This window comes from Chryseobacterium culicis, from assembly GCF_002979755.1.
GTDB lineage: Bacteria > Bacteroidota > Bacteroidia > Flavobacteriales > Weeksellaceae > Chryseobacterium > Chryseobacterium culicis_A.
The window spans coordinates 14,228-31,259 of record NZ_PCPP01000006.1; the positions used below are offsets into that span (position 1 = coordinate 14,228).

General features: G+C 35.8%; 15 protein-coding genes. 2 read left to right on the forward strand and 13 right to left on the reverse strand.

Annotated elements, in window-relative coordinates:
- Positions 1-71: 71 nt before the first annotated feature.
- The 13 genes from tssD (CQ022_RS20975) to tssO form a co-directional block, all read right to left on the reverse strand.
- Positions 72-485: a type VI secretion system tube protein TssD gene (gene tssD, locus CQ022_RS20975; protein WP_105684425.1), complete on the reverse strand. Its 414-nt coding sequence runs from the start codon at positions 483-485 to the stop codon at positions 72-74.
- Between the two features lie 517 nt (positions 486-1,002).
- Complete coding sequence (gene tssD / locus CQ022_RS20980; protein WP_105684426.1) at positions 1,003-1,416, reverse strand: type VI secretion system tube protein TssD; 414 nt, start codon at positions 1,414-1,416, stop codon at positions 1,003-1,005.
- A 346-nt stretch (positions 1,417-1,762) separates the two neighbouring features.
- Positions 1,763-2,626: a lytic transglycosylase domain-containing protein gene (locus CQ022_RS20985; protein WP_105684427.1), complete on the reverse strand. Its 864-nt coding sequence runs from the start codon at positions 2,624-2,626 to the stop codon at positions 1,763-1,765.
- A 65-nt stretch (positions 2,627-2,691) separates the two neighbouring features.
- On the reverse strand, positions 2,692-5,190 hold the full coding sequence (locus tag CQ022_RS20990) for an ATP-dependent Clp protease ATP-binding subunit (RefSeq protein WP_105684428.1): 2,499 nt from the start codon (positions 5,188-5,190) through the stop codon (positions 2,692-2,694).
- A gap of 263 nt (positions 5,191-5,453) precedes the next feature.
- Positions 5,454-6,125, reverse strand: a complete 672-nt coding sequence (locus CQ022_RS20995; RefSeq protein WP_123864465.1) for a hypothetical protein — start codon at positions 6,123-6,125, stop codon at positions 5,454-5,456.
- 49 nt (positions 6,126-6,174) lie between these two features.
- The gene (locus CQ022_RS21000) at positions 6,175-6,795 is read right to left on the reverse strand and encodes a hypothetical protein (RefSeq protein WP_105684430.1); all 621 of its coding nucleotides are present in this window, start codon (positions 6,793-6,795) and stop codon (positions 6,175-6,177) included.
- Between the two features lie 6 nt (positions 6,796-6,801).
- Complete coding sequence (locus CQ022_RS21005; RefSeq protein ID WP_105684431.1) at positions 6,802-8,190, reverse strand: hypothetical protein; 1,389 nt, start codon at positions 8,188-8,190, stop codon at positions 6,802-6,804.
- Positions 8,191-8,192: 2 nt separating this feature from the next.
- Positions 8,193-10,124, reverse strand: coding sequence for a type VI secretion system Vgr family protein (locus CQ022_RS21010; RefSeq protein WP_105684432.1), 1,932 nt, complete (start codon positions 10,122-10,124; stop codon positions 8,193-8,195).
- A gap of 171 nt (positions 10,125-10,295) precedes the next feature.
- Positions 10,296-10,703, reverse strand: a complete 408-nt coding sequence (tssD, locus tag CQ022_RS21015) for a type VI secretion system tube protein TssD (protein WP_105684433.1) — start codon at positions 10,701-10,703, stop codon at positions 10,296-10,298.
- A 366-nt stretch (positions 10,704-11,069) separates the two neighbouring features.
- Positions 11,070-13,475: a type VI secretion system protein TssR domain-containing protein gene (gene tssR / locus CQ022_RS21020; RefSeq protein WP_105684434.1), complete on the reverse strand. Its 2,406-nt coding sequence runs from the start codon at positions 13,473-13,475 to the stop codon at positions 11,070-11,072.
- A gap of 47 nt (positions 13,476-13,522) precedes the next feature.
- Complete coding sequence (locus tag CQ022_RS21025) at positions 13,523-14,434, reverse strand: PKD domain-containing protein (protein ID WP_105684435.1); 912 nt, start codon at positions 14,432-14,434, stop codon at positions 13,523-13,525.
- 49 nt (positions 14,435-14,483) lie between these two features.
- Positions 14,484-15,008, reverse strand: coding sequence for a type VI secretion system transmembrane protein TssO (locus CQ022_RS21030; RefSeq protein ID WP_105684436.1), 525 nt, complete (start codon positions 15,006-15,008; stop codon positions 14,484-14,486).
- An 11-nt stretch (positions 15,009-15,019) separates the two neighbouring features.
- Positions 15,020-15,556 (reverse strand): type VI secretion system TssO, encoded by a 537-nt coding sequence (gene tssO / locus CQ022_RS21035; protein ID WP_105684437.1) that lies wholly within the window; start codon positions 15,554-15,556, stop codon positions 15,020-15,022.
- Between the two features lie 180 nt (positions 15,557-15,736).
- Here tssO and CQ022_RS21040 point away from each other — a divergent pair, with 180 nt between their 5' ends.
- The gene (locus tag CQ022_RS21040) at positions 15,737-16,408 is read left to right on the forward strand and encodes a response regulator transcription factor (RefSeq protein ID WP_034697153.1); all 672 of its coding nucleotides are present in this window, start codon (positions 15,737-15,739) and stop codon (positions 16,406-16,408) included.
- 318 nt (positions 16,409-16,726) lie between these two features.
- A complete protein-coding gene (locus CQ022_RS21045; RefSeq protein ID WP_002984212.1) occupies positions 16,727-17,017 on the forward strand; it encodes an HU family DNA-binding protein in 291 nt (96 codons plus the stop codon).
- Positions 17,018-17,032: the final 15 nt, after the last annotated feature.

Sequence of the window (17,032 nt, forward strand, 5' to 3'; positions counted from 1 at the left end):
CTGTGACCGATAAAAACAAAAAACAGTATACCGATGGTATACTGTTCCTTTTTTTATTTAAGTTGATTGGATTATTTACCTGAAGAAGGCCATAGTCCTGCGTACTGAGAAGTACCGTAGTCGATAGTCTCAGCACTGATTACGAAACTGATCAGCATACTGTTACTGTCTATTGCATCGAAATCTACTTCGTGCTGGATTACATATCCATTCTCCCATTTCAAATTAATTAATGTTCCTTCTTCGTGAGATTTGTTGAAAGTGATTTCTCCTACTGTTGGCTTGTATTTACCGTTTAACAAGCTTTCAAGGATGTCTGACTTTTCAGTAGCTTCTACTGTAACCTTGATTAATGCGTTAGAAGGATCTGATGCTACACGTCCTGATACGTCTGTAGATCTTGATACACTGTAATTCATTTTTAACAGTTTCTGTCCTTCACCGTTGTTGAATTTTAAGATTCCTCTTGAGTTTCTTTCTGCCATGATTGTAAATTTTAATCGTTAGTAATAAATTGTAATTCAATAATTATATAACAAAGATAAAGCCCTTGGTTTTGAAAAAAAAGCAATTGAAGGGAAATCTGAAAAAGTGTCGTAATTATACGATTTGGTGTCGTAGTTCTACGATTTTATGTCGTAATTCTACGACATTAGATTTAAATAAAAACACAACACTCTATAAATAAATATTTTAAAAGCCATTAAAAATCATCAACAACTTATAAATTATTACACCATTAAGAGAAATAAAACGGACTGATTTTACTTATTTATATAAAAAAAGATCTTCTGAAGGTCTGGTTATTTTTTGTTGTTTCCGCTTGCTTTTTTTCTCAATTTTAGAAAGAGATTAAACTATTGATGAATCTCTTATACACACGTCATTTTCTTTTTTGGAAAATGGTTTCCGAAATGCTTTTAAACAAAAAAACAGAACAGTATACTCGGAAGAGTGTACTGTTCTGTACCAATTTTATTTTTACTAAGATGATGAATAGGCTTATTTACCTGCTGAAGGCCATAGCCCCGCGTACTGAGAAGTACCGTAGTCAATCGTTTCAGCACTGATGACGAAGCTTACCAGCATACTGTTGCTGTCTATTGCATCGAAATCTACTTCGTGCTGGATCACATATCCATTCTCCCATTTCAAATTAATTAATGTTCCTTCTTCATGAGATTTGTTGAAAGTGATTTCTCCTACTGTTGGCTTGTATTTACCATTTAACAAGCTTTCAAGGATGTCTGATTTTTCAGTAGCTTCTACTGTAACTTTGATCAGTGCGTTAGAAGGGTCTGATGCTACACGTCCTGAAACGTCTGTAGATCTTGAAACGCTGTAATTCATTTTTAACAGCTTCTGTCCTTCTCCGTTGTTGAATTTTAAGATTCCTCTTGAATTTCTTTCGGCCATGATTGTAAATTTTGATCGTTAATATTTTGTGATTCGGTGATTGTGTTTAGCAAATATAGATGCTCTTTTCTGCTAAAAAAAGCTTTTGAAGGGAAATCTGAAAATTTGTAGTAATTCTACGATTTCTTGTAGTAATTCTACGACAAAGGATTTAACGAACTTAGTTAAAACAGCATCAGCAAAGGGTTTTAACTGATTGAAAATTAACAAGAAAAACAATAATTTTACACCTCAGTGAGAAATATTAAGATTTCTTTAATATAAAGTTAGGATAGCTTTAACAGATTTCTATCATAAAAAAAGCAACCAGTGACACGGGTTGCTTTTTATTTTATCTGACATTATTTTACTGTTGGGTCTTTCCACCTTCTTTTATGGAACGAACCAGTATTTTATTTTTTCTCAGCAGAAAATCAGGCATAAGATCGATGGGAAGATAGAAAGGACTTTCTCCTTTTCTCTGGAGTTCTTCTACAATTCCCGGATTCCAGGCAAGAATTTTCTCTACGTCCACATTTAATTCAGCAGCCACAATGTTCAGATTGAATCCGGCATTGATCTCTGTTTCTGAAAGTGCTGCTGCAGTCTCTTTTCGATCTCCCTCAAAGAAAATCTTATTGATTCTCGAAGAATTATAGTTATTCAATACACTTTGAAGTTCTCCCGTAGCATAGCATGCATTCAGGTATTTTTTCACGTGATTAATGGTTTCTCCGGGAAGGTATTTATAAAACTCATGGTACTGCGAGGAACCTGCAGCTTCCATTGCTTTGGCAATATTTCCTTCACCACAGTTATAAGCAGCTACTACTGTCACCCAGTTGTTATACTTTTTATAAAGATTACTCAAAGAGATAGCGGCTGTTTTGGTACTTTTATAAAGATCGGTACGTCCTTGTTCTGTAAGCCCATACTGGTTGGCATGTGCAGTCATAAACTGCCAGACTCCTACAGCTCCGGCTCCAGAGGTAATATTTCTATCAAAATGGGACTCAATCAGAGCCAGGTTTCTCAAATGCTTGGGAAGTCCTTTCTGAAGAAGTAACTGTTCAATAAATTCTACCAGATCTTTATTGGCATTAATGATACCTTTGTACTTTTTCACACTGCTTTCCGAAGTATCGGAAGCGGTAAGAAACTGTCCGTTTACAAAAACAACAGTTCCCAATAAGAGTAAACCTGTAAAGATATTTCTGACAATCGTTTTCATTTTAATTTTATTTATAAGCAAAAAAGGCAAAACGCGGTTTGCAGATCTGCCTTCTTACTTTATACTTAATCTACTTTCCAGCTTAATTTTTCTTCTTCGTTATTCCAATCTACATGAATGGTTTGTCCGGATTTTACTTCTTCTCTAACAATCATTTTGGAAATCGGTCTGGCAAGCTGTGCACGGATGACTCCTGAGATCTGTCTTGCTCCATATTTGCTGCTGAATCCTCCTAATGCAAGATTTCTTACGGCATCATCAGTAATTTTTAAAGCAATTCCTAATCTCGTTAATGAGGTATGAAGTGATTTCAACTGAATATTAAAGATTCTTTCTGCAATGGATTCTGTGATTGGTGCGAAAGGAATAATCTCTGTAATTCTTGCCAAAAACTCAGGTCTGAATCGTCCGGAGTTCGACATAATCTGCATTAGTGAAGATGATTCCGGAATTTTTCCTTCTTCAAACTGTTTTACAATTTCTTCACTTCCGATATTGGAGGTAAACAGAATCAGGGCATTACTGAAATCTCCTTCTTTACCTAATTTATCATGAACCTTTCCTTCGTCCATAATCTGAAGGAATACGTCAAAAACAGAATGGTGGGCTTTTTCAATTTCATCAAATAATACAACGGTATAAGGCTGTTGTCTGATTTTGTTCACCAGCATACCTCCTTCCTCATATCCTACATATCCCGGAGGCGCTCCATATAATAACGCTGCGGAATGTTCTTCTTTAAATTCTGACATATCAAAGCGTACCATTGCCTTTTCATCATTGAAAAGCAGTTCCGCCATAGACTTTGCCAGCTCTGTTTTACCGGTTCCGGTAGGTCCCAGAAGGAAGAAAGACCCGATTGGCTGTCCTGGTTTATTCAATCCGCTTCGGTTTTCAACGATAGCATCAGAAAGGATTTTTAATGCATGATCCTGTCCTACAACTCTGTTCAGTAGAAGGGATTCCATATTCAGGAGTTTTTCTTTTTCCTGAGCCTGGATCTTCCCGATTGGGATATTGGTTTTAGCGGCCATTACCGCTGCCAGTTCCAGCCTGTCTACTTTTTCTCTTTTTTTGGCGGCATGCTGTAGAAGCTCAGCATACGTATCTTCAATGATTTTCTGAATCTGATCTACCGGCATAGAATTATCAATCGCAGGCTGCTCACTCAAAGAACCCCATAGGATTGGGCTTATTTTGTCTCTTAGTAAGTTGTAAGTCCAGATCAGTTCATCTGCTTTATCTTTGCTGTCTGCATATTCTTCTGTTAAAATAGCATCATAGCTTTCTTTCCAGCTGTTAAGTTCTTTTTCTGAGAGTTCATCAAGCATCTTGATGGCTGCCATTGTTCTGTCTAATAAATCAATAGCGGCATCCGGCAATTTTTTGCCTTTTGCATATCTTTTTGCCAGACGTACACATTCGGGAATAGCTGTTTTTTCGACTTCAATACCGTGATGTTTTTTATAGCCATCAAGAAGTACGTCAATCATTTTTACGCAAGTCTTTTCATCCGGTTCAAGAACGGTTAACACTTCAAAACGACGGTTGAAAGCCTGCTCCGGCTCTATAATTTTTCTGTATTCTTCCTGAGTAGTTGCTCCAATTACGGTAATTTCTCCTCTGGCAAGCTCTGGTTTCAGAAGATTGGCAACGTTTCCGATGCTTCCTTTCGGATCTAAAAGGGTATGAATTTCATCAATGAAAAGAATGGCTTTTTCAATTTTCTTGCATTCATTGATAACTTTTTTCAGTCGGTCTTCAATTTCACCTTTATAAGAAGTTCCTGCTAACAGGGCACCAGTGTCCAGTTCTAAAAGGGTACCGTTCTTAAGCATTTCAGGAACATTTCCTTTGATAATTTCAGTAGCAAAACCTTCTACCAATGCAGTTTTCCCTACTCCAGGCTCTCCAATGATGATGACATTCGGTTTACTTCTTCGGCAAAGTATTTCCACCAGCATTCTCAATTCTTTATCTCTGCCGATGATATTTTCGATTTCTCCTTTTCTGGCCTGTGCTGTTCTGTCTACACAGTAGCTTTTAATGGAAGGAAATGAAGAGTCTGAATAGTCTGATGTACCATTTGAAAATAATGATGAAAAATCTCCGTCTTCTGAAACGGTAAATGGGGTATCTTTTCTGTACAGATTGAAAATTTCATGTTCTCTCAGCGGAAGTGATTTCAGCTGCTGAAGTGAAAATACAACCTGTGGTTTTACAATTGCGGTAAGAATACAGATGGGAGTGATCTCATCCAATCCTAATTTTAAACGGATATCATCTGCTTCTTCTATAAGGGTGTCTATAGCATCATCCTGACCTACTTCATCCGGCAGGTGATTGGTTTTAGGATATTCTTCAATACGGACATCTGCCCATTCGTAGAAATAGCCGGGATCTTTATCTATACTTTTCAGGAATTCATTAAGTCCGATATCTTTATGCATTAAAGCCTGCAGGATATGTGGTCCTCCATAAGTTCCATTATAATTTTCCTTCGCTATCGACTGAGCAATGTGAAATAGTTGCTTTACGGTTTCGTTGGTTACTAGTACTCCCATTTATAATTTTCTTATATTAATATATTTGCGTTCTGTTTTAGTGTTCTTCAGATTTGATGGTATTGATCTGTATTCTCATCCCTTTTATCAGGAAGTCAAAAGTTGTTCTTTTTATGCTGCTAAAATTAAAAATTTTATTCTAAATGAGATAAAGATAGTTAATTCTTCAATTAGAGAAGTAATAACCGTATTTTTTTGTTTCCAGAGACAGTTCCGATAATAGGATTTTGTGACCAATTACTGTTGTAAACCTTCTTTTTGTTTTAAATATTCAAAAGATATAATAAAACCAGACTGAACCACTGAAGCCCTATGTAGATATAGAACAGCATGGCTGATGGCTCTGCTAATTCATATAATTTTTCAATCAAGGTCTTTTTGATAATTTCGGAGAAGTCTGCATTGTCATCACCGAGGTTCAATTCATCAAACTTGATTTTATTTAAGGCATAGCCTAAGATCTTTTTTAAAATTCTGCTTTCAGAGCTGGTTCTGAATTCATTCAACAGTTTAACTTTTGCAATAGCAAAGTCTGCACTGGTTCGGATTACCGTAGGCTGTTTGGCTTTAAAGGTACTAATGATCTTATCTATAAACGGAATTACAATGGTTTTGGAATGGTCCTGAAGCAATTTACTAATGACTACAGACATTGCATATTTTGTGGCAAAAACGACTGTAAAAAACGGGGCGATAATCATCAACAGGTAGAAAATACTTGCTGAAACAGGTTGAGCAATAATAGTGGTTATCAAAAATCCTCCAGCACCACTATGCCCTAATGATGGCCCCAGCTTTTCTGATAAGATATAGATTCCCAGGACTAGTACAATAATGGTCGAAATGGTTCCAATTGCGTAAATTTTCAACACGTTGAGTAGGAATACTGCAGATAGTTTGGACAAATATTTCAGATGATCTGTGATTTTGTTCATTGATGTTTTAAGGTTATTTAGTTTATTTTCTTATCTATATTCAATTCAATTATGGGTTATAAAATGGTACTGTCTTCTTTTGAAGCTCTTTTCCTGTTTTACCATCCAGAATAATTTCTTCTATAGTATCACCACTGGTCTGATGAGAAATCCGCCATACTTTTTTGCCTTCAAACTCCTGTTTTAGTACTCTTGTCTGATAACCTGAGTCATGATAACCTTTTGAAAGATTAATTTTATTTTTTTCGCAGTATACAATAATATCTTCAGGTTTGAATTCATAGCCTTCATCTGTATTTTCTTCTTTTACAATTTTACCTGATTTATCAAAATAATACCAAATACCAGCTACCGATCCTTCATTAAACAAGCAACCTTTTTTCTCAATATTACCATTTTCATAGAAAAATTTAGTAACCTTATAAAACAAATTATCATTATAAATCATTTCTCTATAACCTGGTGATTGAAAATCCTGAATATAAGTATTGTTATTTTCTCGTACTTTTAAGTATCCCCTTACTGATTTATTTTGAAAATTTTCAATATCAAATTTTTCATACTTATTATCAACAATTGGTATCATATATTTATCTTTTTTTTGAGATTGGCATTGTATAAATATACTCAACCACATTAACATTAACATTAACATTATTATTTTATTCATAACTACCTATTTTATAGATGAATTGACTTTTTTCCATTGCCAATAATATAATGAGCATCGTTTATTATCATTTCCTCCATGATGTGAATAGTCAAGTAAATTATCTGTCTTTTTATATTCATAAGTAAATAAGGCATGAGAAGATGCTTCTTTATTTGCAAATGTATGGGCTAAATTCATAGAATGAAGAAACTCATGGGCCGCTGTCTGATTGTTTTTGCTTTTAAATACCACCACATAATCCGCTCCATAATTTGAATACCCAGAAACATATCCTCCTCCTGCACTGTACCCATGTTCAGCAAAATAAAATGCTTTGAAATGCTTTGTGTATTTCTTAGGATAGGCCTTTTCCAATTGAGCTTTCAAATAATCCTGTAATTCTTTTCCACCGCTGTTTTTATCAGAATCTACCTCACCATTGGTCACAAAATCCACAAAATTCTTATCTGACGTTAAATCTAATTCAACAATATCTGACTGATCAGATAACTGAATATATGCTTGCCCAAGGTATTGATTAACCCTATCTTTCCCATCATTAGCATTAGGTTTATTCTTTCCTGATCCGGTAGATAATTCTGGAGTTTTTATTTCCACAAATACAACATCTTTTTTCTTTTGTTTAGTATTATCATTTGCCCAGACATTTATTTTTCCTGCAATTGATTCAACGGTTGCCCCTGCTTCAGTTTTAAAAGCCTTTAACTCTATAGTCTGATTACTTGTAAACTCTTTTATACACTTGACTGTCACTTCATAATCGTTCAAAGCTATTTTCTTTTTACCTTTTATTTCAATTTTATTAGGAGTAAAAGTAAAATAATCAGATTTGGTAAACTCCAAATAATCAGCCTCATGTTGTATTTCTGCAAAAAAAGTAATCTTAACTTCTTTATCTTTTGTAATGGATAACCACGGTATAAAATATTCTTCCGGAATATCTTTGCCTGTATTTTTATCTTTTTTCGTTTTCCATAAAATAGAGAAAGGACTATATTCTTTTTTTAGGTTATTAAACATTGTTTCATCAACCTTAAAATATCCCTTATATTTATTACCATCTTTTACTTTCGTAGTAAATTTAACATCCTCATACTGATAAGCTATAATATCACTAAACTTTTGATCATTAAAAAGGCTGGTATCACCTATTCTCATCCAATCAAACCCAAATTCTCCTTTCCAGTTTTTATTCGGTCTAAATTGTACAATCAATTGTATAAACTGTTGTAGTGGTGGAGATTGCGGTGTATTATGGCTCACTCCTTTAGCATTACCCTTTTCAGAAATCCATTTCATGGCACGTGAAATAATACTCTCCTGAGAATACATGTTATGATCTTCCTGAGAGATTTTTGTGTAGGTACCCTTTACAATTCTTGTTCTGCTCATAATTAATAGGCTTTAGATCTCTCTCCGCTGTTGTTCTGTACTTCCTGCTGGGCGTGTTTATTGATGGAAGCATTGGAGGTAATGTTAATTTCCTTTTCCGAAATCTCATTTCTTTCCTTCTTAGTTTCACTGTGTACGTCTCCTTCAATAATCTCAGTAAGCTTACCCGTAATGAATGTACTTACATTTCCTATGACCGAAGTAAGTTTCATAGCTCCCACAGTCTCGGTATTATTTAATCCAATACTGTCCGATTTATTCATTCCCACCGTTGTTGTCATATTCTCCCCCACATTGATATTCATATTCTTACAGTTCAGAGTCATAGTTTCCGGTGCCGTGATATTAATATTACTTCCTGTTGTATCCAGATGAATCTCATTACCACTCTTATCTGTAATAATGATGCTTTCGTCTTCTGTGAAAACAATTCGGTGACCGCTTCTCGTTTGGATAGATTTTATACGGTTGTCTGCGCCGCCGCCAAGGCCTATTCCTCCATGAAACATTCCTCCCATTACAAAAGGTCTGTCGGGATGACTATGTACGAAATTAACCATCACCTGATCTCCTACTTCAGGAATAGCTACATATCCTCTGTTTTGAGTGATCTGATCTGTTCCTCCTGCATCAGGGCTCATTACCCTAACAAAGTGAGTAGTATCATTCATCTGCCAGTCGAATCTTACCTGAACTCTTCCCTGGCCTTCCGGATCGATGTTAGAAATTACCGTTGCAATTTGTGGCTGTGCAGCGGGTACAGTAAATTCAGGTTTGGGCAGAAATCCTGTGTCTGCAGCAATAGATTCAAAAGTTCCTGTATAATGACCGATGGTATCAATTTCATGAACAGCTTCCGTTACCATCACCTTGGTGAAATAGGAAGTTTCATTACTATCGGGTTTTCTCATATGAATATCCGCAACACAGCCCGGATGTAAGAAAGGGACCGTTGTAGAACCGGAAACTGAAAATACATTGACCGCTTCACTTCCTGAAGTGCTTCTTTGGGAATGTTCCACATCCAGATGGGTGGTTGCTTTAATGGGAGCAACCTGAAGCGCCGGAGTTTTATATATTTTATCGTTGTGGCTGTACGCTGTACGGGCAAGATCACCTAAATGATTTACCGGAGTTTCTCCGGAAGTCAGTTTTTCGTTTTTACTACTGTTATAGCCATAATATTGGGGTTTTGTATGTACCGCTTTCAGTTCTACTCTGATGTTATCTGCATTGCTTCCGTAGAGCAGTTTTATAGGTTTATTCTGTGGCGGAAGTTTCCCGAAGTGCAATACTTCTCCATCATAATAGAATTGTTCCCCATAAGCTTCTGCCATTCTCGCCAGGTAATTGTAATGGGTTTCGTTATATTGGCTGCTGTAAATGATCTGAGAATAATCATTGGTATCAACTCTTATATCGAATCGTTCTTTATCTATTCCCTGTTTTATTACTTCTTTGGCTATGATTCCCATATTAACGGGTTGTCCGCCGCCAAAGCTTTGAATGTGTGGAGCACCATCCAGTAAAATGGTTGGACTGTATCCGGAGAGGACAATATTCCCAAGACTCATTTTCTCCTGGCTGAAACCTACTTTGGTAATGATTCCAATGAAATTCCTTTCCGGGCTCTTCTCAATATCTTTGTAAGAAATAACAGCTGTAAGGCGTTTTCCAAGAAATTTATTGGCTTCTTCAAGAGTATGGCTCTGCCTGTCCCCCAATGCATCGTGAGCAAGGGTAAGACTGAATTCGTGATGATGATTTGCTTTTTGTTTAAGAGTGAAATGTTTATAGTACTTAATAATTTTACCTTCTATAACCAGTGACAACTTAACCAGGCGATTGATGCCTGCATGATGATTCTCGGATATTCCGTCTGCATTCTGTGACGGACGGAAGGAAGATCCTTTTGGTTTCGATTCGGTTTTCATATGCTTTGTGTTTGTGTTTGTTTTAAAGATAATACTATTTTATATAACAGGCACTATATAAGCCTTTTATAAAACAAAAATCCTTTGTATCGTTTTTCATTCAGGCAAAAAAAGACCGTCTTAAATAGGGACAGTCTTCTTTCTTATGAATGTTGATAATGTGTGTAAATTTTAGCTGGATGGCCATAGCCCAGCGTATTGAGAAGTACCGTAGTCAATAGTTTCAGCACTTATGACAAAGGTGATCAACATACTGTTGCTGTCGATGGCATCAAAGTCTACCTGATGCTGGATTACATATCCGTTCTGCCAGTTCAGCGTAATCAGTGTTCCTTCTTCGTGAGATTTGTTGAAAGTGATCTCACCTACTGTCGGCTTGTATTTACCATTTAACAAGCTTTCAAGGATGTCTGATTTTTCAGTAGCTTCTACTGTAACCTTGATCAGTGCGTTAGAAGGATCCGATGCTACACGTCCTGAAACGTCCGTAGATCTGGAAACGCTGTAATTCATTTTTAACAGCTTTTGCCCTTGCCCGTTGTTAAATTTTAAGATTCCTCTTGAATTTCTTTCGGCCATGATTAGTAAATTTAATCGTTAGTAATATTTTGTGATGTGGTGATTGTGTTAGCAAATATAGAGGCTCTTTTCTGCTAAAAAAAACTTTTCCCTATAAATCTGCAAAATTGTAGTAGTTCTACGATTTGTTGTCGTAATTCTACGACAATTGATTTACGAACACTACTATAACAACCATTAATACAGTATTTTAAATTATATCTCTATTTTTAGATAAAAAATATTTTTCCACATGAAAGAGAAATAAATAGAGTTTTGGGCTCAAAATTTAAGGTTTAAAATTAATTAATATATACTGCCTCACTTTACAGCACAAAAAAAAGCAGAAGTATATACTCCTGCTTTTGATATCATAAAATGAATTTCTTAATGTTTTGTGTATTCCGGTTGTTCTGTCGGAATTCTTGATGGGGTAAAGTATTCATTAAGCCAGTAGAAAGTCTGCCCGTTCTGTTGAATTTTTACAGCAGGGTTATTTCTGTTGGCAAGCATTCTGTCTGCTAAGTTTTTATAGTGCTGGAAATAATTTTTCACCGTCTCACTAGGAACGATTTTGGATTTTTTCCAACCTTTCAGTTTATATTTAGCCATCAGCTCTTCTTCAGAAAGATCAAATCCTGTACTCATTCCGATAGCATAAGACATTGGCAGCTCATAAAGCGCTCCCTTATCTAAGAATTTTATCGTAGGATTATATTTCTTCAACAGCTTCACATATTCTTTCACGGCTCTTGCCTGATTAAAGTCTGCACGGTCAGCCTGAGTATTTCTGTAAACTTCCGAGTAGAAAGCTTTTAAGTTATCATATTCCGATTCTGAAATAAGGATTCCCTTTTCTATTCCCGGTGTAAACTCTTTCAGCTCTTTTGGAATATACCCTTTCACAAGGAATGGGCTTCCATAGTTGATCAACTGAGCGGCAATTCCGGCAGAAACAGGATTAGTAAGTCCTGGATACAGATATTTATACTTTAAATCTACATCTGTTCTTCCTGCTCCTACTGATGAATGGAAATATTCATTCAATGATTTATCAACCGTCTGATTATCTAAAGTAACCTGTGCAATAAGGCTGTCAACAGATTTTTTCAGGAATCCCGGAGTGGTAATATCACCTTTTTTAGGGAAAATGACAAAGCCCTGAGACATACTCTGTTTAGGATAAGCTAAAGAGAAGAAACCTGCATCACCTTCCACAAGGCTGAAATTATTTTTGGTAAGAACATCATATTGATTGATGATCTTTTGTTTTTTAAGTTCAGCAATATTTTTAGCCGTATTGGTCACTACATTTTCAGCCATCAATACAAAATCATTGTAGGTATCGGATGATCTTGCGCTGGTCTGGAACATAATCAACCTTGCCTGAGCTTGTGTCAGCGAGCTGATTACACTGTACATATTTCCGCTTTGGTTGGCAGAAGTTCCTACAGTGACTACAATATTGGTTTCATCAGAAACATTTGAAAGAAGGTTTCCTGCAGCAGTAAGAGCCTCTCCTACCGGTTGGTAACCATTATTGCTTGCGCAGTTCATTTCATTTGTTTTCTGATCAATAAATGACGTGATTTTGCTGTAATCTGTACTTAAGTTGGATACTGAAATATTCTCTCCACAAGGATTGTTTTTGTATAGAACCACTCCATATTTAACATTACTAAAATAAGATGGTTTTTCAAATCTAAGCTGAAGATCCTGCAATAAAGATTTTACGATAGGGGCATAAGGTGCGTTGGCAGCACTTACGTCTAATGCAAAAACAATATTGATATTTTTATCTCTTTCAGTGATCTCTCTGTAACGGTCAAAATAGATGGGCTCACCCAATACATTGGACACAAAGTTCTTACTGTAATCTAAAATATTGGTGAAATATTTTGTCTTGGAATCAGGAGTTGGAGTTTCTTCTAAAGGAAGATTTACAGGAAAGATATTTTCCAGCGGTGTTCTTTTGTTTACGTCGGTAAGAAGAACGGCTGTTTTATTATCTGCATCTGAAGCAGATCCACCAGGATGTCCTTCATGAATTCCCAGTGCCGAATCGTTAATTCCGGTTGTATTTTTAAGCTTGATAGCAGAACGTTCTCCCCAGCTGGAAATTACATTTGAACTTACCCAACCATAAAGTCCTTTGTTGATACTGTCCATATCAACAGACGGTTTTTTACCTACCAGGAAACGTTTGTTGTTTTCGGCCATTTTGTATACGTATACAATTTGTCCGTTAGGAATTTTTACATTGGCTGTTTCAATAAGACTCGGTGAATTAAACACCATAATAGAGTCATTTTTGTAGTATCTTTCAGCACTTCTGATGACTTCGCTGTTATTGGGTACTACTGCCACTCTTACAGGATAACCTGTTTTGTCACTTTTTAAAGCGTTATTCCAAAGAAGAAGGTCTGATTCCGGAATCCAGCCATATGTTTTGACTGATTTTGATGAAACCTTTTTCATTAAAGCATCCGGAACATACTCCGCTACTTTTACCATTCCGTCTCTATGTTTTAAAACCATTAAAGGTTCAAGGAATTTTACTTCTTTGTAAGACTTCTCATCATCTTTATCCAAATAAGCCGTATTTCTTGATCTGTCTGAAATAACAATCCATGGAACTGACTTTTTTGGATAACCGTTAACGACAGGGGAAGCATCCACCTGCCCATACTGTGAAGGCTCCGGGGTTTTCTTTGACGGCAGTTTTACCTGGCAACTCGTCAATAATACTGTTAACCCTATATAATATGCTGCTAGAGGAAATTTATTTTTCATCCTATTTAATCTTTTTATGATTGGCACATCCGTAAGACCGGACGAAATTATTTGCTTTGATTGATATCTACTTTAGTTACACAGTTCTGCGTATCATCCAGGTTTACTTTTACTGTCTGGATCACCGTATTTTTGTCAAACTGAAGTCCTGCACAATACATGTAAAAGTTATTTACTTTGCTGTCATTTACTTTTACCACTGTATTTTCATTGTTACACAGATAGGTTTTCAACAGGTAATTGTAGTGCATGTTGAAACTGTTCCCGTTAGCAATCTGCTGCAAATGATATTTAAAGTCGTTGTCTACTTTTGCATAAGAGTCTTCTACTGAAACTTCATCTTCTGCAAGAGCATCATAAGCCGGAAGAATTTTAATGCGGTGATAGATAGGATCCTGGCTTTGTTCTGTGTAAAGGGTTACCAGATATTCTCCAGGTTTTTTATAGGAATAGATGGTGAATTTATCCTTAGCATCTGTATTTCCTGATTCTCCGAATTTCCATGCAAACTGTTTGGCGTCAGAAATGGCACGGAATGTTACATTCTCATTTTGCATCGCCTGAGTAACGGCTTCGATAGTGGTCTTAGACATTGCCGTATCTTTTGGTTTCTGAACGCTTCTTGCGCCTACCATTACAGGGAAAGATTTCGTGTACTTATTGTCAACGATCAAAATCACCTGATAATATCCTGGTTTATTATAGAAGTGAATACCGCTGTTTTTATCAGAAGTTGTCCCATCTCCGAAATTCCATCTTTTGGTTTTGGCAAACTGGGTTTTATCTTCGAATAAAAGCGTGTCTCCTACCGCCAGTGAAGACGGATAAACCACCCCAACAATATCATCGGCTGAGTGTATTACTTTTTTCTGCAGCCACAGAGCAACCAGTGCTGCGATCAGCAATGTTGCAATAACACCGATAATAATGTTTTTCTTGTTCTTTTGAAAATAATTCATAGTTAATAATTGTGATGTGTTTTATATAAAATTCCTAGTATTTATTTGCTTACTGCATTCTTGCTTTCAGATCCTGCTCGCGCTGATAGAGCTTATTCTGCTTATCTTTAAATCCGATTCTGCATTCATCTACCTGCTTCTGGAAAATTTTAATGTCTTCAGAGGTTGTTGAAATGACTTTTTTGTCATCAAAGTACATTTTATAGAATTTGGCGATCTGCGGATAGGCATCTTTACGGATATCCACAACGTCCGTGTTATTAAAATAGCTGTTAAGGTCATTCACCCCCAGCTGAATATTGTTTTCGATAAAAGGCTGCGGCCCGTCATTGGTCAGCTTGGTAATCATGGTATATGTACTGTCCATGATAGGAAGAACAACTTTCTGGTGCTGTTCAAATTCGGCTTTCTGTTCAAGATTCTGAATTCCTCTTACATCTTCATCAGAAAAGGGAGATTCAAATCCTTTTAAAAAGATGACTCCCAAAAATAACATGGCAGTCACCAGCATCAGTATTAAATAAAAAAACTGATAATGCCTTTCTTTCTTAGATAATGTGATTTGTCCTTGCATATCTTTTCTTTTTATCTTCTTCTTTTACTTCCGGTGAAATTTCTCGTGGGATCTTTTCTAAGCTCATTATTCGTCACTTTGATTTTTCCCATACATTCATCAAGATCCCTTAAAACGGTTTTCTTCTGATATTCCACTTCAATGATCTTAGCTTTTAAAGTCATCATCGGTACAATCTGCTTCATCAGTACAGCATAATGTTTAAAGCTCTGCACACTGTCTTTACCCATAATATTTTTGGCATCTCTCACGTTATCCATAATACTGGTTCTGAGAAACACCTCATTCTCCACCTTATTAATGCTAAGCTGGTTCATTTTATCGTAAATATCATCAATGTGATCCTTAAGCACGTCACTTCGAAGCATCAGTTCTTTGTAGGCTTCAGCTTCGCGGCTAATCCCTTCCCGCTGTATATCATAACTCTTAAAGAAGAGAAATAAGCAAGCAAAAGATACAACCGACAAAACGACAAATGACAGAATAAACTTCCAAATGCCCGTTCTGACGTCAGATTTGTTTAATTTTTTTTCCCTGTTAGAAGACATAATTTGCGATTTGTTTGGCCTGTGAAAATATAAAAAAAAAATTTTATGCACAATACGTAATTTCCCCCAGGTGCGTTTCGTGAAAACCCTGATTAAATTAATATTAATTTTCACTTTGATAAGTTTTTCATAAATTAGACCTCTAAATTTTAAATATCATTCGCCAAATCGATATTAAGAATGAGTAAAATATTATCTAATACCGTACGTTTTTCCATTGCAGACAGTGATTTTTATTTTAAAAAAATAATGATCAAAACACTCATGGAAAATCCTTTCTATATGCTTCTGAATGATTGTAACAATGGACATGAGCTGGTAAACAGAATCTACAGAAGACAGGAAGATGTTTTCATTATAGAACTCTTCATGCCGGTATTAAGTGGAATTGAAGCCATTAAGTACATCAGGAAAAACAATACAGAAACCCCTATTATTACCTATTCCGGCACTTATCAGGAAGATATGGCCGAAATCCTTTCCAAAATTCCCAACATCTATTATTGTCAGAAAAAAAGTACGATTATAAAGGATATTATTAAAGGAAGCATAGCCTCTGAAGATTTTGACTATCAGGCTTATTCCAAAGAATGGGAGCAGCAGCCACTTGCCGTTCAGGAATATATGGACAGACAGAAGAAAGGACAGGAAGAGCTTTCACCAGCGGAGATACAGCTTATGAGGTTCTGTTATGAGGGGTTCAGCAATAAAGAAATTGCTGAAAAACTTAATCTGAGCACCAGAACAATTGATACTTACATTAACAGACTTACAGAAAAGCTGGGACTAAAAACCAAGCTTCACCTTATCCGTTTTTGTGTAGAAAACGGATATTATAATTCCAGTTTATAAAAAATTCTGATTCCCGTTAAAAAATTTCAATTTCGGGTAATGGATGGGACCGACAAGGTGATCTCAAAATGTAATGACAAAGACTTAAAAACCCTGCAGAACCTGTTATAATCAGCTTTTATTAAGTTTTGTTCGTTAAATTTTTGTACCTTTATCCGGTAACATTATTTTATTGTTAAATTATCACAAGCCTGCCTTAATATAGTGTATACATAAAAAGTCCAACTCTTTGAATAAAAATATTTTGCCACTAATTTGCTAGTATTCAATTTTTTTAACTAAATTTGCACACCTAAAATTTAAAATTAAAATAAGGAAATGACAAAGGCAGAATTGGTAAACACCATCTCAAATAAGTTGGGAACAGAAAAGAATGAAACACAGAAAGTTGTAGAAGCTTTTATGCAGGAGATCAGAACTTCTATGTATAATGGGGATAACGTTTATCTAAGAGGTTTTGGATCTTTTATCATTAAAACAAGAGCTGCTAAAACAGGAAGAAATATTTCTAAAAACACTGCAATTGAGATTCCTGCTCATAACATTCCTGCTTTCAAACCTTCAAAATCTTTTGTTGAGAAAGTAAAAACTAAAGTTGCAGTAAAATAAGAACATTAACTGAAT